Annotated in this window: 5 protein-coding genes; all 5 read right to left on the bottom strand. The window is 38.6% G+C overall.

The window, feature by feature from the left end:
• Positions 1-38 precede the first annotated feature (38 nt).
• The 5 genes from C4E06_RS01800 to C4E06_RS01780 are packed head-to-tail and all read right to left on the bottom strand — an operon-like array spanning position 39 to position 22,700.
• Positions 39-1,034 carry a TauD/TfdA family dioxygenase gene (locus C4E06_RS01800; RefSeq protein ID WP_107666523.1) on the bottom strand — a complete coding sequence of 332 codons (996 nt, stop codon included), beginning with the start codon at positions 1,032-1,034 and terminating at the stop codon, positions 39-41.
• A gap of 46 nt (positions 1,035-1,080) precedes the next feature.
• Positions 1,081-10,587, bottom strand: coding sequence for a non-ribosomal peptide synthetase (locus C4E06_RS01795; protein WP_107666519.1), 9,507 nt, complete (start codon positions 10,585-10,587; stop codon positions 1,081-1,083).
• 54 nt (positions 10,588-10,641) lie between these two features.
• Complete coding sequence (locus tag C4E06_RS01790; protein ID WP_107666518.1) at positions 10,642-15,093, bottom strand: type I polyketide synthase; 4,452 nt, start codon at positions 15,091-15,093, stop codon at positions 10,642-10,644.
• Between the two features lie 31 nt (positions 15,094-15,124).
• On the bottom strand, positions 15,125-18,616 hold the full coding sequence (locus C4E06_RS01785) for a non-ribosomal peptide synthetase (RefSeq protein ID WP_107666517.1): 3,492 nt from the start codon (positions 18,614-18,616) through the stop codon (positions 15,125-15,127).
• A 49-nt stretch (positions 18,617-18,665) separates the two neighbouring features.
• Positions 18,666-22,700: a type I polyketide synthase gene (locus C4E06_RS01780; protein ID WP_107666516.1), complete on the bottom strand. Its 4,035-nt coding sequence runs from the start codon at positions 22,698-22,700 to the stop codon at positions 18,666-18,668.
• Positions 22,701-22,726 lie beyond the last annotated feature (26 nt).

Below are 22,726 nucleotides of genomic sequence, written 5' to 3'. Positions count from 1 at the left end.
ATAGAGAATAACATAGTTAAGAATATTTATCAATAAGTTTATCCCATTGCCACAACCACTTGCCGGGAACCAGAAAAAGGCTGGCGGCCGTGAGCGGTCAATAAATTATCAAGTAGTAATAAATCCCCTGACTGCCAAGGAAAGCAAACTGCTTCTTGTTCATAAAGATGACGAATTTCTGCTAATACTGAATCTTCTATCGGTTTACCATCGCCATAATAGGTATTACGGGGTAATTCTTCCTCTTTTAAAACAGCTAAAAGGTTATCTTTAACCTCTGGTTGTAAACTAGAAACATGGAATAAATGAGCTTGATTAAACCAAACCATTTCTTGTGTGTGAGGATGCTTAACAACAGCTTGACAAACTTCGCAGGTTCTGAGGTTATTTCCTCTCCATTGAAAGTCAATCCCTGCTTGTTTACAATAGGCTTCAACTTTAGCTTTATCATCAGTTTGAAAGACTTTTTGCCAAGGTAAGTCTAGTTTATCGCTATAGTTTCTAACATACATTACCCCTTTATTCTGAAACTTATCCCGAATTTTAGGATTAATTTTATTAAATATTTTTCGACTATTAGCAATAGGAGTGGCTCCCCCTTGTTCGGCTGCTTTAAGACAATAAAAAGCAATTTTTAAAGGGTAATTTGATGTATAAGACATCTCATTATGTAAGGAAATTGATTGATTAGAAGGATATTCTGTAGAAGTATAAACTTTACCGTCTAGCTTACTTCTGGGAGTAGAACCGTAAGAATAATCAAGGAGATGACCAAACACAGAAGTCATAAATTTTTCAAACTTCTCCACATTTCCTATCTCAAATCCTCGGAATAAAATAGCACCCTCTTGCTGTAAATGGTGATCAATCAAATCCCTATGATTAAGACTCCAAGATATCAGATCAATTCGCTCTTGTTGTGTTTCTATGACTAAAGGAATGGCACAATTATCTAATAAATATTGTTTCGTTACTTGAGCATTCGATAGATTAATAGAGCGCCGTTTAGTGGTTTTAAAAGTTTTAGGTGTCATCATTTTAATCTGAATTTTTTAACAACAAGCTGAGATAATTCCTTAATTATTGACGTTTGCGACGTTTAAGTTTTTGACGCATATTAGACAATAAAGCTTGTTCTTTTTGGGCTTTTCTTTCCTGTCTTTTCTGGTCAATCATAGCTTTGATATCAGTTAAATGTTGATCAGGATTATTAACTAAAGCAGTCAAGATTAGTTTAAAATCTTCTTGCATAGTAATGATCGTATCTTGATTAAATAAGCTGGTTTTATATTCAAAATAACCAGTCATTACTCCTGCTTTTTCTGACAATCTTAAACTTAAATCATGACGAACTGAGCGGTAATTAATGTCTCTTCTTTTCCAGCTTAAATCCTGTAAAACTAAATTAGAACTTAGATCCTCATCCATAACAAACCAGACTTGAAATAGGGGATTATAGCTTAAATTTCGGTCAATATTTAATGCTTCAACTATCTTCTCAAACGGTACTTCTTGATGGGAATAAGCATCAATAGCCATGGTTTTAACCCTTTGCAAAAGTTCTCTAAACGTAGGATTTCCTGAACAATTTGTACGTAATACTAAGGTGTTCACAAAGAATCCAATTAGGTTTTGAGTTTCTTGTCTTTGCCGATTGGCAATGGGAGAACCGAGACAAATATCCTCATCTTCACTGTAAGAATATAACAAACTATTGAAAGCAGTTAATAAGGTCATAAATAAAGTTGATCCTTCCCTTTGACTCAAGGTTTTGAGTTGCTCTGTCAACTGAGAAGATAATTGAAACTCTGAGCTATTTCCTTGATAATTTTGTTGTTGAGAACGAGGGTTATCAAGGGGGAAATTTAGGCAAGTGGGGGCATCTTTTAATTGATTTTTCCAGTAATTTAATTGTTGCTCAAATGACTCTGTTTTTAACCATTTTCTTTGCCAGATAGCATAGTCAGCGTATTGAATTTTTAGGGGAGGTAAAGATAGTTGTTCTCCTTGACAATAGCTCTGATAATAAGTCGATAGTTCTTGAATAAATAGCCCAATTGACCAAGCATCAGAGACAATATGGTGCATGGCAATCACTAAGATATTTTCTTCTTTTTCTAGAGGAATTAGGCTGACTCTAATTAAACTATCTTGACTTAACTCAAATGGTTTTGTTGCTTCTTTATCAATCAATTCTTGAAGATTATCATCAGAATTGACTGATAAAACTTTAATTTTAAAAGATGATTCTGAAAGGTCATTATTAATAACTTGAATGGGTTGTCCTTCTTGAGTTGTAAACCTTGTTCTTAAAATTTCGTGACGATTAATAATAGCATTAACACTATTTTCTAATGCTTCTAAATTCAAAGAACCGCTTAACTGTAACGCTCCTGCCATGGTATAGGCTGAGTTTGAGCCTTCTAGCTGTTCAAGAAACCAAAGTCTTTGTTGAGAGAAAGAAAGGGGAAGGAATGAAGAACGATTGCTGACTTCAATAGGTAATAATTCAACCGCTTGTTTATCTTGAGAAGCGGTTTCTATTGCGCTGCTAAAAGTTTCAATGGTTGGGTTTTCAAATAAATGCTTAATGGGAACTTCTACTTTCAACATCTCTTGGATTTTTGAAATCACTTGAGTCGCTAATAAAGAATGTCCTCCTAATTCAAAAAAGTTACTATTAATACTTACTGAATTTAAACCGAGTACCTCTGACCAAATAGCAGCGATCGCTTGTTGAATTTCTGTTTGAGGAGGGACAAAGTTATCATTATCACTTAACACAAATTCGTCAAGTTCAGGTAAAGCCTTACGGTTGATTTTTCCATTCGGGGTTAAAGGAAATTCATCTAAAGAAATAAAAGCCGAAGGAATCATATAATCGGGTAACTTTGTCTTTAAATAACTCCTTAACTTTTCATTAGTGACACTCTCTTCTTTTTTGGGAATATAATAAGCCACTAAACGGTTAATTCCTGATGCTTCTTTTTTAGCAATGACGACAGCATTCTTGAGTGCTGAATGTTGATTTAACTGGCTTTCTATTTCCCCTAGTTCGATTCTAAAACCTCTAATTTTTACTTGATAGTCACTTCTGCCAATATATTCTACTTTGCCACTGGGTAAATATTTGGCTAAGTCTCCTGTTTTATAGATTTTCTCCCTAACTCCCTGCTCCCTGCTCCCACCTTGAAAAAAGGGACTATTGATAAATCTTTCTTCTGTTAAGTCTGGACGGTTCACATAACCCCTTGCTAACCCATCTCCGCCGATATAAAGGTCTCCTGGTACGCCTACAGGTACGGGTTGTAAATGGTTATCTAAAATATAAATTTGAGTATTATTAATCGGACGACCAATGGTGATGTTTTCTGCTGATTCTATTTTTTGAATCATTGACCATACGGTGGTCTCTGTTGGCCCATACATATTCCAGAGTTCACCACTTTTTATGAGTAAGTCTTTGGCTAAAGTTTGACTCAAAGCTTCCCCACCACAGAGTATTTTTAAGTCTTGTTTGCCTTGCCATCCTGCATCTATTAACATCTGCCAAGTGGCCGGCGTTGCCTGCATCATACTAGCGTGACATTGGTCTATTTTCTCACTTAAGGCAACTCCATCCATAGCAGTTTCTCCACTGACTAAGACGACTTTTGCACCAGTTATTAAAGGTAAGAATATTTCTAACCCTGCGATGTCAAAAGATAAGGTGGTTACTGATAGTAAAACGTCGTGAGGGTTTATCCCTGGTTGTTGGGCCATGGACCAGAGAAAGTTAACAATAGCTTGGTGGGATATTTCGACCCCTTTGGGTTTTCCTGTGGACCCGGAGGTGTAGATGATGTAGGCTAAGTCTTGGGGGGTTAGGTGAGGGGGTGGGGTGTAGGGTGTAGGGTGTAGGGTGTCGGGTGTGGGGAGGGAGAATATAGTATTAATATCGATGATCGTATATTTTTTACTCTTGCCTTTTGCCTCTTGCCTCTTGCCTTCTTTTGACTGAGTTAAAATAACCTCAACTTGACTATGTTCTAAAATATAATTAATGCGTTCAGAAGGATAAGCCGGGTCAATAGGAATGTAGGTTCCTCCTACTTTGAGAATGGCTAAAAGTCCGATGACCATTTCAATAGAACGTTCCATACAAATGGCCACTAAATCGTTAGGTTTAACTCCTGATTGTTGCAAGTAATAGGCTAATTGATTGGCTTTTTCATTGAGTTTAAAATAGGTTAATTGTTCCCCTTGAAATTCAATAGCTACTGCATCAGATGTGTTTAAGACTTGCTCTTCAAATAATTGATGAAGACATTTATTTTTTGGATAGTTTGCTTTGGTTTTATTCCAATCAATTAATAACTGTTTCTTCTCTTTTTCCGTTACTAATGATATTTTCTGAAGGGAGTGGCATGGATTTGTCGCTATAGCGGTTAATAATTCCTGGAAATGAACGACCATCCGCTCAATGGTTGAAGCTTCAAATAAGTCTGTATTATATTCTATTTCTCCAGCTAATTCTCCTTGAGTTTCTTTCATGGATAAAGTCAGATCAAATTTAGCAACCCTATGTTCTCTGTCTAAAATGTCTAGGTCTAATCCTGATAATTCTAACGTTTGATTATTAGCATTTTGTAAGATAAACATTACCTGAAATAGAGGGGTATGACTTAAATTTCTTTCGGGTTGCAATTCCTCCACTAGCTTTTCAAAAGGAATATCTTGATATTGATAAGCTTCTAAACATACCTGTTTAACTTGTTCAATTAATTGATGAAAGTTTAAGTCATTAGAAAAATCGATTCTCATCACTAATGTGTTAACGAAAAAACCAATTAATGGCTCTATTTCAGCGCGATTACGATTAGCAATAGGAGAACCGATAACAATATCTTCTTGACGACTATATTTTGACAATAATAAACCCCATGTGCTTAATAATGTCATGAATAAAGTTGCCTCATTTTCTTGACTTAATTCTTTTAATTTCTCAGTTAATTCCTGATGTAATTGAAACGTTTGACAACCACCATTAAAAGTTTGTTTTGGCGGACGAGGATAATCCGTCGGGAGTTCTAATAAGGGAGGAATTCCCCTTAATTGATGTTTCCAGTAATTGATTTGATTCTCTATAATCTCCCCTTGTAAATAATCATGTTGCCACACCGCAAAATCTGCATATTGAATGTCTAAGGTCGGTAGAGAGGGGGTTTCCCCTTGACAATAACTTTGATAAAAAATTGATAATTCTTTGATAAAGATATCAAGGGACCAACCATCTGAGATGATATGGTGCAGGGTGATGAGTAAAATGTTTTCCTCCTTTTCTAAGGGAATTAAACTCACTCGAATGAGATGATCTTGACTTAAATCAAAGGGGTTTGTTGCTTCTTGATTAATTAATTGGTTAATCTCAGTGTCTGGGTCAATTTCTAAAATCTTAATCTCAAGATATTGGTCTGAGGAAACATTTTTAATAATTTGGACAGGTTTCCCTGCTTGAGCCTTAAAATTGGTTCTTAAGACTTCATGACGGGCAATAATAGCATTAATACTGTTTGATAATGCCTCAATATTGAGAACCCCTTTTAACCGTAATGCCCCTGAAAGATTATAGGCAGCATTAGTCTCTTCTAATTGTTCAAGAAACCATAATCTTTGTTGTGCAAATGATAAGGGTAATTCTCCCTCTCTGCTGACAGAACGAATGGGCGGAATATTTATATTAGTGTCAGCTTTGTTCAATTGTTCAGCTAATTTAACCACGGTTGGGTGTTCAAATAGAGAACGTAACGGCAATTCTACGGATAAACTTTGACGGATCTTAGAGATAACTTTAGTGGCCATTAGAGAATGTCCCCCCAATTCAAAAAAGTTATCCTCAATGCCCACTTGTTCGACATTTAGCACTTGTTGCCAAATATTGACGATGATTTCCTCTACAGGGGTACGAGGGGCAATATAGGGGGTTTCGGCCATGGCCTTTCCCTGGTCCGGAAGGGGTAACGCTTTGCGATCGACTTTCCCATTAGGATTAAGGGGTAGTTCCTGCAAGGGAACCCAGGCCGTAGGAATCATATAGTCGGGTAACTTTTCTTTGAGAAAGTCCCTGAGTTGCTCAAGATTCAAGGAATCATCTTCACTGATGACATAGGCAACTAAGCGTTTGTCGTTAGGAAGTTGTTCCGTTGCTATCACCACCGTTTCTTTAACTTGAGGATGGCTATTGAGTACCGATTCAATTTCTCCGAGTTCGATGCGGAAACCGCGAATTTTCACCTGGCGATCGACACGGCCGATAAATTCAATATTGCCATTGGGCAACCAACGAGCGAGATCCCCCATTCGATACAATTTTTCGGTCTTGTCTTGACTAAAAGGGTTAGGAATAAACTTATCCTGGGTTAACTCCGGTCGATTCAAATACCCCTGGGCCAGTCCATCACCTCCCACATATAGCTCCCCTGTCAACCCTGGGGGTAGAAGATTGCCATTGTTGTCGAGGATATAAATTTGTGTGTTGGCAATGGGTTTGCCGATGGGAATGGTATTTTTTTTGAGATATTCTTCTAAATCTGCGTTGGGATCTTCGGTAAACCTCAAACTTATCCCTTCTTGAGCTATTGCCGTCATCTCTGGCATAACCAGGTTGTCTAAAAGATTAACGTTAAGGTTTCCTTGATTTCTTGCTTCAATTTGATAAGCAATTCTCAATTGATCCTCAAGTACCCGATGTAAATCCGATGCTGTTGTATTAGGATTCGATAAAACGGTGCGAAAGACCACAATTTCTTGACCATAAGCAGGGTCAAGCAAGGTTGTTTTTGAAACAAAGGTTCTTCCTTGTTCAAATTGTTCTTTTTGTATCTGTTGATTGAGTTGATTAATGCGTTGAATCTCATCATCACTCAAAGCTTTTTGCTGAACTTTTTCTCTTAAATCATCGGGAATATATCGATAATTAACAATATTCAAAACCGGTTGTCGAATCAGTTCCAATGGCTCTAAACGGTCAATGAGTTGAGCGAAATATTGGGCTTTTTCGATGCCATTATTAATGAGGATCTCATATCCCTTTTTACCAATAATATGAAGGGCCCCATGCAAACATAAAGACAGTGCCGATCGCGACCCTTCAATGGTGAATCTGCCGACATCGTAGGTGTTTCTCTGAGCCTGATAACGGGCGGTGGTTGCAGCAAAGTTTAAGAGTTGGGGATCTTTAAACAAACAAACACTAATACCTTGGGGTAAGTAGAGTTGTTTATGACCGCAAATGGTGACAGAATCGGCTTTTTCGATCCCTTTTAATTTTCCTTTATGCTTGTCAGAAAAGACTGTCGGGCCGCCCCAAGCACCATCTACATGAAAATGAATGTTATATTTTTGGGCAATCTCTCCTAATTCTGATAAGGGATCAATTTCCCCGGTTTCGGTTGTTCCGGCAATACCCACCAAAGCCAAAATATATAATCTATTGTTCCGACATTCTTCGATTTTTGCTTCAACTTGGTTAAGGTTTAATTTACCGTCACTATTACTATCAATCAAGACAATATTATTGGTTCCTAAACCCAACATTGAAGCAGCTTTATTGAGGGAGTAGTGCATGAGACGAGAGCCAATAATTACAATGTCTTCATAGCCTTTTTTACTGAGAACCTGATAAAGACTGTCTCTTGATAACTCCCAAGGATTTTCTGTATTTAATAATCCAGCATTGCGGGCGCATAATAGGGCGCTGATGTTGGCCGTTGTGCCGCCAGTGGTGACAAGGCCCAAATTACGATTGGTTTGTTGAATATTTTCTTGATAAAAGTCCTCTGAGAAGTTATAAACCAGACGATGCAACATGGCGATCGCCTCTCTTTCTACGAATAACAACGACTTGGATGTCTCAATTTTGACCAGATTTTGATTCAACTGTGAGATCAGCTTGCTCATATCGTGGAGAAAATCCGGCAAAGCTGAGGTCATATGTCCGATGAAGGTGGGGGAACTGGTATCAATGACGTAGGGTAGCACTTCTTGGCTAAATTGCTCATAATAGTCATCAACGGTGACCGGATATAAAGGCAACTCACTGCGTTGAAACTGTTTCGCCAGCATATCCGAACTGACACCGGGCCGGGTAAAGGGTTTCTGCTCCCCATCTTCAGATGCACCCCGAACCACTTCGGGTTTGAAATATTGCAGGATTCTTTGACCGGTTTCCCAAAAATTCACCTCAAAATAGGTAACATCGGCGGACACTTCTGAGGAACCGTAAAGATTAAACAATCTCGCCGCGCTCAGTGTCTGGTGAAATTCTTCGGCTAAACTTAGGGGCAACGCTTCACCACTACAAAAGAAATATTTAAGCGATCGCAGGTCCGAAAGTTCTTGAGGCGCACTATCGATCATTGCTTTGAGTAAGGAGGGAACCAAAACAAGTCTCGTTACGTTGTGTTCTTTTAATAAGTTCATTAACCCCAAAACATCTCCCCGGCTCTCCTTGGGAACGATGATCAGAGGAATGCCTTGTAAAAGGGGCAAAAAGATTTCAGCAACATGATCGACAAAATTAATCGAGGTTTTCTGCACACAAACCTCATCATCCGCAAAGGGGAGACTCTCCCACATCCAATGTAAACGATTAATCAGCCCCCGCATCTTACCGAGAACCCCTTTCGGTCTTCCGGTTGAGCCAGAGGTATAAATAACATAAACTAGGTCTTCTAAGGTGGCATCACTGGCTAAGTTTTCGCTGCTTTGTTGAGCAATAGCCTGCTTATCCCTATCCAGACAAACGATCTGAGCTTGTTGAGGGGGAATTTTGGCAATTAATGGCTCTTGAGTCAACAAAATCTGCATCTTAGCATCTTCCAACATATACGTTAGTCGTTCTTGGGGATAGTTGGGATCTAAGGGTACATAGATCCCATTGGCTTTGAGAACCCCTAGGACACTCACCAAAAGCTCCATAGAAGGTTCAAAACAGATGCCGACGAGAACCCCTGAGTCAACCCCCAAAGAACGCAAATAATGGGCTAGTTGATTGGCCTGTTGATTCAGTTTTTCATAGGTTAATTGTTGCCCTTGAAATTCCAGGGCTACTGCATCAGGGGTCTTTACAACTTGTTCTTCAAATAACTGATGAATACCTTTATCTTTTGCATAATCAGTTTGAGTATGATTCCATTGGTTTAATATTTGTTCTTTTTCAAAGGAGGTTAATAGGCATAAATTATTAATCGGTTGTGTCGGATTGGTCGAAATTTCTACTAATATGTTTTGAAAATGACCGATCATCCGTTCAATGGTTGCCGGTTTAAATAAGTCACTTCGATATTCTATTTTTCCCCTTATTCCCTCTTGGGTTTCTTGCATTTCTAGGGTCAGATCGAGTTTAGCGACAATATTTTCTTTTTCCCTAATTTTAAGGTCTAATCCTGGTATTTTAAACTTTTGATTATTAGCATTTTGTAAAATAAACATCACCTGATAAATGGGATGGTTGCTCAAATTTCTTTCAGGTTTTAAGGTTTCCACTAATTTTTCAAAAGGGACATCTTGATTATCATAAGCATCGAAACAAACTTGTTTGACTCGCTGTAATAATTCGCTAACAGTGGGATTATTGGATAAATCGATTCTTAACGCTAAACTATTGACAAAAAATCCAATTAATGATTCTATTTCGGTTCGATTTCGATTAGCAATAGGAGAACCAATAACCAGGTCGGTTTCTTGACTATATTTTGAGAGTAAAATTGACCAACCTGTTAGTAATGACATGAATAATGTTGTGCCATTGTTTTTGCTGAGATGCTGTAATTTTTCGGTTAATTCTTGAGTTAACTGAAAGTGTTGACAACTCCCTTGATAGGTTTGTACAGGAGGACGAGAATAATCAGTTGGCAGTTTTAATAAGCTCGGACTTCCCTCTAATTGATCTTTCCAGTAATTAAGTTGATCAATAATAGCATCTTCTTGAATATAATTATTTTGCCACAGCGCAAAATCTGCGTATTGAATTTCTAAAGGAGGAAGGGGAGACGATTTTTCAGCACAAAAAGCCTCATATAATACGGCTAGTTCTTCCATTAAAATTTTACCTGACCAACCATCGGCAATAATATGATGTGAGGTAATAATTAATAAATTTTCTTCTTCATTAAGCTGTAATAATTTTAGTCGAATCAGAGGAATTTCTGTTAAATTAAAGGGGGTTTTTACTTCATTAATAGCGGTTTTTTTAATAACACGCTCTTGTTCTGTTGCTACAAGATCAGTTAAATCAATGACCGGCAATTTTAAAGTTAAATTCGGTACAATCACTTGAAAAGGTTGACCCTCTTCAGTTGTAAAAAGGGTGCGTAAAATTTCGTGACGACGGACAATTTCATTAAAGCTTTGTTTTAACTTAGAAATATCAAGTTTCCCTTTTAGTTGAATGATAAACTGTTCATTATAGGCAAAACTATCAGGTTCTAATTCTGCTAAAAAGCAAAGTCTTGCTTGACCCGAAGAGGTTGGGAAAATAAAAATATCTTCTGAATGAAATTTGTCGAGATAATTATTAATTGAAATGATTTCTTGTTGATGGTTCATGATAATCAAATAATTAAAGTGAAAGGATAAAATGTTATTATTGAGTTTTATTTTTTATTTTTTCAAACGATAGGAATCACGAGAAACGGCAGTGATTTTTGATGGTTTCTTTTCAGGTGATTTTGAATTGGTTTTGTCTAAAAAATTAGCCAAATCAGCAATCATTGGATAAGCAAAGAGTTCTCTGACTGACAATTCAACTTGTAAAGCTTCTTGTAAACGAGATGTCACTTGTGTCGCTAATAAAGAATGTCCTCCCAATTCAAAGAAGTTGTCATAAATTCCTACTTTTTCAGTGCCTAAAATATCTTGCCAAATCTCAGCAATAATTTGTTCTTTTTCATTACGAGGAGCAACATAAGCATTACCTAAGTTGGGCCGAGAATAGCTTTTTTTGGTTTGATGATTATTTCGATTTTTAGCCGTTAATTGATTTTGAATAGTCTGATGAATACTCATCATTTTTGGTAGGTTGCGGGTACTAACAATAATTTGAGGAATCTCTTCAGCTAAAATACGATTAAATGCTTCAATTCCTTCCTGGGAAGTGATACCTTGCTGTAAATGTTCTTGATAACTTTCCTGATGTTGATACGCTGACGCATTAGTGACCCCTAAACCAACTTCTTGCCAAAAATCCCAGTTAATGGCTACAGTAGAATACTGAGAGTTTCTATTAGCAAATCGGTCAAGAAAAGTATTAGCTGCTACATAATCAACTTGTCCAAACCCTCCCATAATTGTACTAACCGATGACCATAAATAGAGAAAATCTAAGGGAATCGTTTGACAGAGTTTTTCTAAGATTAAAGTTCCTTTGATTTTCGGGGCAAAAATGGGGTCAGAAAGAGTTTTAGTTTGTTCTTGAATCACTCCTTTTCCTAATAATCCTGCTGCGTGAATAATCCCATGAAGACAACCAAATTTTTGATAAATTTTATTAAAAGCTTCTCTCATTTGTGTTTCATCAGATACATCTGCTTGTAAGAGGAGAACTTCGGAACCCAGTTGTTCTAATTCTTGTATTTTTTCCAAGTTACTTGAATTAGTAGAACGACTTAATAAGACTAATTTTGCTTGGACTGTTTTGGCTAAATATTCAGCTAAAACTAAACCAATACCTCCCGTTCCTCCAGTAATTAAATAAACCCCTTCTTGTCGCAAACGAGATGGGTTTTCTCTCTTTTCTAAAGGTAGTTCTTCATAATGCTCAATCCAGCGATAATTACCCCGATAAGCAATAATAGAATCTTGCAGAGGTGTGGTTAATTCAGCAATGAGATTATCGATCAATTTTTGCTCTAATTTATTGCTAGATAAGACAAGATCAATGCTTCTAGCAGTTAGATTAAGATATTCTTGGGGAATAACTTTAACAGGCCCCAATAAGGTCGCTTTTTCAGGACAAATTGTTTCTTCTCCTGTCACTTGTTGCAGTTGCTGAGAAACAATATTAAGACATAAAGGATGCTCTACATTACGATGGCCAATGGTTTGAATCAAATGAATAATTGATTGATATCCTAACTGTTGAGATTCGTCAAATGAGTTAACAGAATTGACTGTCCATAGATGAGCAATTATCGGATTTTTGTTAGTTTTAAATAGTCTCTCTACTACTGTTTGATAATGCTCTTTAATATTAGGATTAATAACATAATGCTCTTCATTAATTTCTTTGAATTCTTCCCCAATTTCCACTTGAATAATGTCTTGATTATCCTCATTTTGAAGACGTTGAATAATTGCTTTTCCTAACCCACAATTATCTACAAAGAGTAACCAACAATTATCACTTTGTTTTAAATTAACTGAGGGGGTTTTTGATCGCTTCCAAGAGGGAAGATAGAACCAATCTTTAATCTCTGATTTTTGAGTATTACTAACTATTTGAGACGCTTGAGATGGTTCGATCCAATATTTTTGACGTTCAAAGGGATAAGTCGGTAAAGGAATGCGATCGCGGTCTTCTTCTTGATAAAAATTATCCCAATTAATGTCAATTCCAGTTAACCATAATTGCCCCAATCTTTCTAAAATAAAGGCAAGATCAGACTGATTATCTTTAGGGTGACGAATGGAAGATAAAATCGTTCTTTGGGGATCAATTTGTTTGGTTAAAGTGGTTAATGTTCGTCCTGGTCCCACTTCTAAAAAGATAGATGAAGACTGTTGCATTAATTGAGTCATTCCAGGAGAAAACTTAACAGGTTGGCGTAAATGTCTTGCCCAATAAATGGGCGCAGTTGCTTCTGTCTCTTTTATCCAGTTTCCGGTTACATTAGAAATAAAAGGAATACTTGGAGCATTTAAAGAAACGGTTTTAACTAATTCTGTAAATGGCTTAATTATTGGCTCCATCATAGGAGAATGGAAGGCGTGAGATGTATGTAAACGTCGATAGGTAATCGATGTTTCTGTTAACTTAGTTTCTAATTTTTTGATCTCCTCTAACTCACCAGAAACAACACATAAGTTAGGACTATTAATGGCAGCTAAGGACAGATTATCATCTAAAAACCTCTCGATTTCTTCAGAAGACAAATTAACTGATAACATCGCACCAGATGGCAATTGCTGCATCATTTTACCGCGATTAGCTACCAACATTAAAGCATCTTCAAGACTGAAGACATTAGCCAAACAAGCCGCCACATATTCCCCAATACTATGACCGATCATTGCTTGAGGAATAATCCCCCAAGACATCCATAATTGAGCTAAACCATACTCAATCACAAATAAAGCTGGTTGAGTTAACGCCGTTTCTTGTAATTGTTTTATCGCTGTTTCTATGTCTTCAGAATCAGGATAAATAATCTCTTTTAAATCAACATCAAGATGAGATTGTAATAACTCAAAACAGTGATCACAAGTTTCTCTAAAAACTGTTTCAGTTTCATATAACTCTCGTGCCATATTGACATATTGAGACCCTTGTCCCGTAAACATAAAAATAACAGGACGATTACTATCTCTTGTTTCTTGGGTTAAGATTCTTTTGCCATCATCAGACGTTAAAATAGTCACCGCATCATCTAGATTTTCAACCACCATCATCCGTCGGTGTGGGAATTGTTTTCGACCCACTTGTAAGGTATAAGCAACGTCAGCTAAATTGATATCGGAATGTTGACTTAAATAGTCCCCTAAATTATGAGTTGCTGTCTCTAAAGCACTGTCAGTTTTTGCTGATAATAACAGTAATTGATGGGATCTTGAATTAGTATTTTCTGGTAAGTTGGGAGCCTCTTCTAAAATGACATGAACATTGGTGCCGCCAATACCAAAAGAACTAATCCCTGCCCGACGCGGCATATTTTCAGGTTGCCATTCTTTTAACTTTGTATTGACATAAAAAGGACTATTTTCAAAATCAATTTGAGGGTTCGGTTGTTCAAAATGCAAACTCGGTGGCAATAACCCATGTTTCACTGCTAAAACTGTCTTAATTAACCCGGTTATCCCTGCGGCTGCGTCTAAATGCCCCACGTTGGTTTTTACCGAACCGATGGCACAATAACCCTGCTTCTGGGTACTGCTAAACGCCTCTGTCATGGCAGACACTTCGATAGGGTCCCCTAAAGCTGTTCCTGTGCCGTGTGCTTCAATGTAAGTAATGGTTTCAGGGTCCACCTCAGCTATCATCTGAGCCGCCTTTAATACCTTCACCTGTCCCGTTTCACTGGGGGCAGTGTATCCCACCTTCATGGCTCCGTCATTGTTCATGGCAGAGCCTTTAATCACTGCATAGATGCAATCCCGATCAGCGATCGCATCTTCTAGGCGCTTTAGGGTGACAACGCCCACCCCATTACCCCCGACAATGCCTTTTGCATTGGCATCAAAGGTCCGACATTTGCCTTCAGGAGAAACCACTTCCCCTGGGCATAAAGTAGTCTCATTTTGCGGTATTTTGACAGAAACCCCTGCGGCTAGGGCTATATCACATTCTCCTGCGAGTAAGCTTTGACAGGCTAAGTGAACCGCTACTAATGAACTCGAACAAGCGGTTCCCACACTAACACTGGGCCCTGTTAAATTCAATTTATAGGAAACCAAAGTCGGCACATAATCTTTATCAAAACTGATCACATTTTGTAGGCCATCTCGACTATCAAATTTTTTAGGATGGACATAAATATTATTGATCCAATAGGTACTTAATCCCACCCCGGCAAAGACACCAATGGGACGTTTTTCTCTTTCGGAATCATACCCTGCGGTTTCTAAGGCTTCCCAGGCTGTTTCTAATACAAAACGATGTTGAGGATCTAACATTTCGGCTTCTCTGGGATTAAAACCAAAAAAGGAAGCATCAAATTTCTCCACATCTTTTAAGATTGATCCGGCTTCGATTTTTTCCCCATTGTTTTGAGAAAAGATAGAAGTCAATTCTTTACCATCTAGAAGGTTTTGCCAAAAGTCTTCTACACTGTTACTGCCTGGGAATCTTCCCGAAACACCGATAATTGCAATTTCTAAGCCGTTTTGTTCAAAGTTCATGATAGTTAATAGTTAATAGTTGATTAAAATTTTAATTTCTTTTAAGTCTTTTTCGCCTTTCTTGAATGCGATTTTTGCCTTTTTTGATATTGTTAGCTAATTTTTGATTATCATGGGCTTTATTCTCTGAATTGTCTTGTTGATTTAAGTAATTAATAAAGGCTGTAATTGTGGGATATTTAAACAGTTCAACCACAGAGAAGTTTTTACTATTTTCTGGTAAAGACTGCTTTAAACCATTATAAACTTTAGTAATAAGTAAGGAATTTCCTCCTAAGTCAAAAAAGTTACGATTAACGCCTATTTTATCTACTTCTAATACTTCTTTCCAGGTATCAGAAATAATTTTTTCTAATTCTGTTTGTGGAGCAACATAATTATCATCGTTGCTATCATTAACCTCATCAAACTGCGGTAACGCTAGGCGATCAATTTTTCCATTAGTGGATAAAGGAAATGAGTCTAAAAAGAAGAAGTAAGAAGGAATCATATAATCGGGTAACTTTTCTTTTAGATAAGTTTTGATTCCTTCAACTTCAGGGCATGAATCAGAGTGAGGAATGAGGTAGGCACTTAATTTTCCATTACTATAATTAACTAAAGCAGATTTTATGTCAAGGTGTTTCAACAAAATTGACTCAATTTCTGACGGTTCAATGCGATGACCTCTGATCTTAATTTGAAAGTCAACTCGTCCTAAAATTCTAATATTGCCATCAGGAATATAACAACCTAAATCCCCTGTACCATAAATTATTTCTCCTGTTTTTGGATGAATAATAAATTTTTCGTGGGTTTTTTCTTCGTTATTCCAATAACCCTTTGCTACCTGGACACCAGCACAATACATCTGACCCGGAACTCCCACCGGACAATCTTCTAATCGTTCATTCAAAACATAATATTTACTATTCCCCATGGGTTTACCGTAGGGGATACTCTTCCAGTTGGGATCAACCCTATCCACTTCGTAACCAATGTTCCAAATGGTGGTTTCCGTCGGTCCGCCTATACTTAAGAGTGTCACCCCCTCGATCAATGATTTTAAACGGTTGGGTAAACTTAAGGGCAACCAGTCACCCCCCAAAATAGCTAATCTTAAACTGTCTGGGGCTGAATCTTGGTTATTTTCTAAGTATTCTAGCAACATCTCCATCATGGTCGGTACAGAGTTCCACAGGGTCACATTTTCTTGCTGCATCAACTCGGTCCAGTGTTGGGCATCTTTCACCCTCTCAGCATCGGGTAATACAATGGCGGCCCCGGCGCTTAACGGTCCGAAAATGTCATAGACTGAGAGATCATGATTAAGGGATGTTAACGCAAGGATGCGATCGCTTTCCTTCACCCCAAACCGTTGATTTGTATAGGTGACAACATTAACCACGTTACGATGAGGGATCATCACTCCTTTGGGTAAACCAGTGGTTCCGGAGGTGTAGATGACGTAGGCGAGATCGTCGGGGGTGTGTACTTCGGCAAGCTCAGCAACAGGGGTGTGGGGTGTGGGGTGTCGGGTGTGGGGTGTCGGGTTTTTATCGACAGAGATGATAGTTCGACTCTTGCCTTCCCCCCTTACCAAGGGGGGGTAGGGGGGGTTCCCTTCTTTCGACTGAGTTAAAATAACGTCAACTTGACTATTTTCTAGAAGATAATCAATGCGTTCTTGAGGGAGATTGGGATCAATGGGAACATAGGCAGCCCCAGACCCTAAAATGCCCATAACTGCTACAATTTGCTCCCATCCTTTTTCCATCAACACAGCAATTAATTGATTGGGTTTGGCCCCTAACTGCTGGAGTTGATGGGCGATCGCAGAAGCTTGTTGATACAGTTGTTCATAGGTTAAAGTGCGTTTTGATGTAATCACCGCCGCATTATCTGGGGTTTGACGGACTTGTTTAGTAAATAAGTCCCATAACGTCACATCAGGTAAAGCCATCTCGGTGGCGTTAATAGCCTCCCTTTGGGCGACTTGAGAGGCAGGGAGTAAGTCTAAGCTGGTTTGCTGCCAAACGTCTCCAGAGGTGGCTAACTGTTGCAGCAACGAACAATAGGACTCAAACATATCATTGATCATACCTGGGGGGAATAACTCGTCTACCGCGTCCCAGGTAAAGTTTAAACAGCCCTGTTGTTCACTGACTTGATGATCAAGCCAAACTTGTGACGCTTGACTGACTCCATACACCATTTTACCCAGGCGATCAAAGGTGGAAGTGCCTTGTCCCAAGGCTTCAAACCCTAGGGTACTGGTAAAAACAATGGGCATAGCGGTGGGAACATCTCTGCGAAGACGGTTTAATTCTCGCATCACCCGAACCCCACTAAAATAGCGATGATCCAGGTCTTGCCATAGTTGTTGTTGCAGTCGTTGGGCCCGTTGTTGAAAGGTGTCTAGGGCTGAGTTATCCACAGACAGAAGAGTGACAGAGGTAAAGTCCCCTAAAATGTTGTGAATGTCAGGATGAAAGGGAAGACGGTTAAATAAGGCTAAATTTAAGGTAAATTGGGGACTTTTTCCCCATCGGGTTAACACTTCACTAAAGGCAGCCAGTAACACCCCCGATCCGGTCATGCCCAACTGTTTGGCCCGTTGTTTTAACTGTTGCCAAGTACGACGATCCAATTCACCCTTAAACCGTTGACATTGATGTTTTTTAATAGTGGTTGGATTTTTGGCTAAAGGGAGATCAGGGGCAGGGGGTAAACTGGAAATTCGACTTAACCAATAATCACGGGATTGTTGATAAAGTTCCGTTTCTTGTAAGGCTTTTTCAGCATAAATATAGTCCCGAAAGGTAAACTCTAAATTAGGTAAACTGGCTTGAGAATCTTGAGAGAGTTGAAACCATTCTTCAAATAATCTAAAGAGACTCCAAGCATCAAAAATTTGTAAATCATAGCTAATATGTAACCTGATTTTATTCTCGTCTAAAAGGGTTGCTCGAAATTCAAATAATGGCCATTTGTCCCAGGGTAAAACTTGGTGAGACATTTCTTGACGAATGCTATTTAAATACTTATTAATTGTATTTTGATCTTTTTTTCTTAAATCTGTGGTTTTAATTTTGTAGTCAGAAACTTCTTTTAATACCTGTTGTCTTCCGTCGGGTAACATAACTGCTCGTAGCATATCATGACGGTTAATCAGTTGGTTTAATGCCCAGTTTAAACTATCTAAATTTAAATCATATCCTTCAATTTCATAATAACCATGGTTGGCGACATTGCCTAATTCTAAAACTCCCATGCGACCCACCCAGAAAGCGTGCTGCATATCCGTTAAAGGAAAGGGCTGATAACGATGCTCAGGATCGGCAATAATCGGGGGTAAGCCAGTATTTTTTGCTTGCTTATTTTGTTGTAAAAGCTTTATTATATCTGTTTTATTTTCCTTGAGTAATGCTTTATATTCGTCCGTTAATACTCCTTTACCTGCACGGATTTTTAATTGATCATTTTCCGTCCAAAGTTGAACACCAGCTTGAGATAATTCTGTTAATAATTGATTTAAATTCATATTCACTAATTTTCCTAACTGATAACTGATAACTGGTAAGTGATCACTGTTACAATGTCATTTCCTCAAAGTCCTCATGGTTACTGTTTGGGGTTGAAGTTGTCATCTGAGTAATGGTAATTTGTTCTTGCAAACTGCTGGCCAGTTGTTGAATACTGCGATCGCCTAACAGTTGTTCGAGGGACGCAGATAACCCCAGATCCCGTTCTAAATGACTTCTTAATTCCATGGCCATTAAAGAGTCTAAAAGGTTGATTAAAGACTGTTCAGCGTCGATCTCGCTGGGGGATACTTGCAATGATCGGGCTAAGGTTTGTTTAATATAGGTGGCTATTAACCTGTGACAATCTGTTAAATTAGCATCTAACAGTTGTTGACGAGTAATTTTTTGCAGTTTTTCTCCTACATTGTTTTGTTTATCTCTAATTTTGTCAAATTTTACCCGTTTTAACTCAGCGTTGATTATCTCAGCCACTAAGTTACCGTCGTTATCATAAAGAGAAAGGTGTCCAAAGACGGTCTTTCCTTGATCTTGACTGTGGGTTAACTGGCTATACCCCCAATACAGGGGAGTGTGAGGAGTTAGAGGGGTGTGGGATTTGTGGGAGGTAAAATGGCTTAAGGAGTAAGAACGAAAGCTTTCTAGACCGGTAAGTAAGTAAGTGGCTGAATCTTGCTGAAAAATGGCTGAAAGTAGTTGAATCCAAGCGTCCACTTCTCCTAAGGGCAAATAATAAGGGTTAGGAGAACTAGGGTTAATACTCGCTATGGCTTCTTGATCTTTTCGCCAGATTTGTTCTATTTGTTGACAGCTTGGGCCAAGAACAATCCCTTTTTCTTCAAGATTTTTATAGAATCTATCTTTTAAGATAATATCACAATCTGTCTTAGAAATGCAAGATAAATTTACATTTTTTGGAGAGTCTTTTGAAATTTTTGGAGTTTCTAATAATACAGTTCCAACGGCGTGAAGTTTCCACTTTAACTGAGAAGCATCCCTTTGACTAAAGATTTGAAATTCGACGGTTTTCTCATCAGTAGGGTTTAAAATAAGTTGGATATTATGACTATTTTCATCGGGAAAGGTTAACGCTTCAATAATTTTTAAATTTTTGACCTCTCCTAGGAGTTGATCCCAAACTTCTTTAACACCTTCTGAGAGAATTTCTAGGTAAACCACTAAGTTCATTAAGGGAATACCATTGATACAATGATCCTTAACTAAAGGCAAGCGATCGAGATTAATTGTTGATTGAAATTGAATGGCTTGTAAAGGGGAAGGAATACGGCGATCTAACAGAGGAGAATTGATGGTTTTATCGGGTTCTATTCTTATCCGTCTGTCCTCTGTCTCCTGTCTCCTGTTTTGATTGTGCCAATATTTTTTTCTTTGAAAAGCATAGGTTGGTAGAGAAATTTTCTGTTGAGATTGGTGACTTTTATAAACCTCATGCCAATGAATATCTAAACCTTGAGAATATAAAGTTTTTAGGCATTTAAAAATCAGGGATTGATCAGACTGTTGAGGATGAAGAGAAGCCAGCCAAACCGTATTAGTTAAATTATCAAAACAGCGTTGTCCCCTCTTCGTTAGGGTTGGCATTGACCCCATTTCTAAAAATAGTTGATAGTTTTTACTTTCTAATGTTTTGATTCCTTCAAAAAATTGAACCTTTTTCATAATATGACGACACCAGTAGTCAGCAGTTGCCATGTTTTCCGTGGTTTCGCCTAAATTAGAAACAATATCTATCTCATGCTGATGATAAGTGATTTCCTTAGCCACTGCTGAAAATTCTTTGATCATTGGTTCCATTAAGGGTGAATGGAAAGCATGAGAAACATTCAAATATTTGGTTTCAATTCCTTCATTTTCTAACTTAGTTATCCCTTTTTGGATGGCTTCTTTTTCTCCAGAAATAACCACATTCTTCGGGCCGTTGACAGCAGCAATACTAATCTGACTCTCTAACTGACTCAGGATCTTTTTTACCTCTTTTTCCGATGTCAAGATAGCTACCATTGCGCCAGTTTGGGGTAATTCATTCATCAACCGACCCCGACAAGCAATGAGTTTTAAAGCATCTGTTAAACTAAAGATTCCAGCCACACAAGCCGCTACATATTCCCCCACACTATGACCCATCATAATATCAGGTTCAACCCCCCAAGATTCCCAGAGTTTAACTAAGGCATATTCGAGGGAAAATAAAGCCGGTTGACTGTAAACAGTTTGCTCTAATAAACTTTTATCTTTCCTTTCATATAAAACTTCTAATAGAGGGATTTCTAAATAAGAATTTAAAAGGTCATTACACTCATTCAATGTCTCTCGAAACACCGAATAGTTTTGATAAAGGTCATAACCCATGTTGATATATTGTGACCCTTGACCCGTAAATAAAAAGGCAATTTTCGGCTTTTTGGGACTCGGTTGACTCTCATCTGACTCAAGAAAATTAACTAATTCTTGTTGCAAATCTTCTCTAGTTTGACCCACCGCAGCAAACCGATAATTAAAATGATCTCGACCCACCGCAGCCGTATAACATACATCTTCTAACTTAATCTCAGGATGATTATTTAAAAAGTTGTGATACTCCTTAGCTAACCCTTTCAAAGCTTGACCCTTTTTAGCAGATAAAGGTAATAAAAAATAACCTCCTGCCTCCTGCCCTCTGCCTCCTGCCTTCTCTGTATTCCATTCCTCAATAATAAGATGGGCGTTGGTTCCACTAAAGCCAAAAGAACTAACCCCGGCCATGCGTTTTTCACCCTCTTTAATCGTCCACGGAGTGAGTTGAGTCGGAATATGAATAGGCAGTCCTTCAATGAGAGGATTTAACTGTTTTAAGTGTAAATGAGGCGGAATTTGCTTATTTTGTAACCCTAACACCACTTTAATGAAACTAGCTACCCCGGCAGCCGCTTCTAAATGACCAATATTGGTTTTTACAGACCCCAAGGTTAAAGGGGTGTCTCTGCCATCTTTGCAGAAAACATCTGTCAACGCCTTAGCTTCTATGGGGTCCCCTAAGGAGGTTCCTGTCCCGTGAGTTTCGATATAATTAACCTGAGAGGGGTCAACCTTGCCATCTTTGAGGGCTGCCCGAATGCAAGCTTGCTGGGCCTGGCCATTGGGAACCGTTAACCCGCTACTGCGGCCATCTTGGTTGGTTGCGGTCCCACGAATAACCCCTAAAATGTTGTCTCCGTTGGCCACTGCATCAGAAAGGCGTTTTAACACCACCAGGCCGCAACCTTCCCCCCTAACGTAACCATCGGCCGCAGCATCAAAGGTCTTACAATAGCCGTCAGGAGATAAGGCTTTCATTTTTGCGACAGAAATCAGACTATTGGGGGATAACATGAAAAAACTACCCCCTGTTACTGCCATATCGCATTCTTGCTTCCGTAAGCTTTGGCAAGCGAGGTGAATGGCTACTAAAGAAGAAGAACAGGCCGTATCGATGACTAACGCAGGACCCTGGAAACCGTAATAATGGGAAAGACGGCCCGCAGCAATACTTAAGGCGTTGCCGGTAGCGGTGTAAACATCGATGTCATTAGGGTTTCCCTCAACTGCGGCCTCACTATATTCGTTGACACTGATGCCTAAAAAGACACCGGTTTGACTCCCCATGAGGGTTCGAGGGGCAATGGCCGCATTTTCTAAGGCTTCCCAACTGACTTCTAATAATAGTCGTTGTTGGGGGTCCATGGGGTTTATTTCCCTAGGAGAGAGGCCGAAAAACTCGCCGTCAAACTCGTCTATCTTGTCAATAAAGCCTCCTCGTTTACTGTAGCTTTTCCCTGGAATATCTGGGTTATTATCATAGTAAGCGTCCACATTCCAGCGATTTTCAGGAATATCTGTGATTGCGTCTATCCCTTGAGATAATGCTTCCCAAAAGGCAGCCGGACTATTGATACCGCCAGGAAATCGGCAACCCATCCCGACGATGGCGATAGGTTCAGTCTGTGACCGTTCCATTTTCTCTAGTTTAGCCCGCATTTCTTTGACGGCTAAGGCCGCTTTTTGTAAGGGGGAAAGTTGGTTAGAATTATTGTTTTGACTGTTCATTTTTCTAGCAATTTTTATTAGGTTAG

The organism is Cyanothece sp. BG0011 (genome assembly GCF_003013815.1).
Classification (GTDB): Bacteria; Cyanobacteriota; Cyanobacteriia; order Cyanobacteriales; family Microcystaceae; genus Crocosphaera.
Note: the sequence above shows the minus strand (reverse complement) of the source record. Positions and strands in the feature narration are given on the sequence as shown.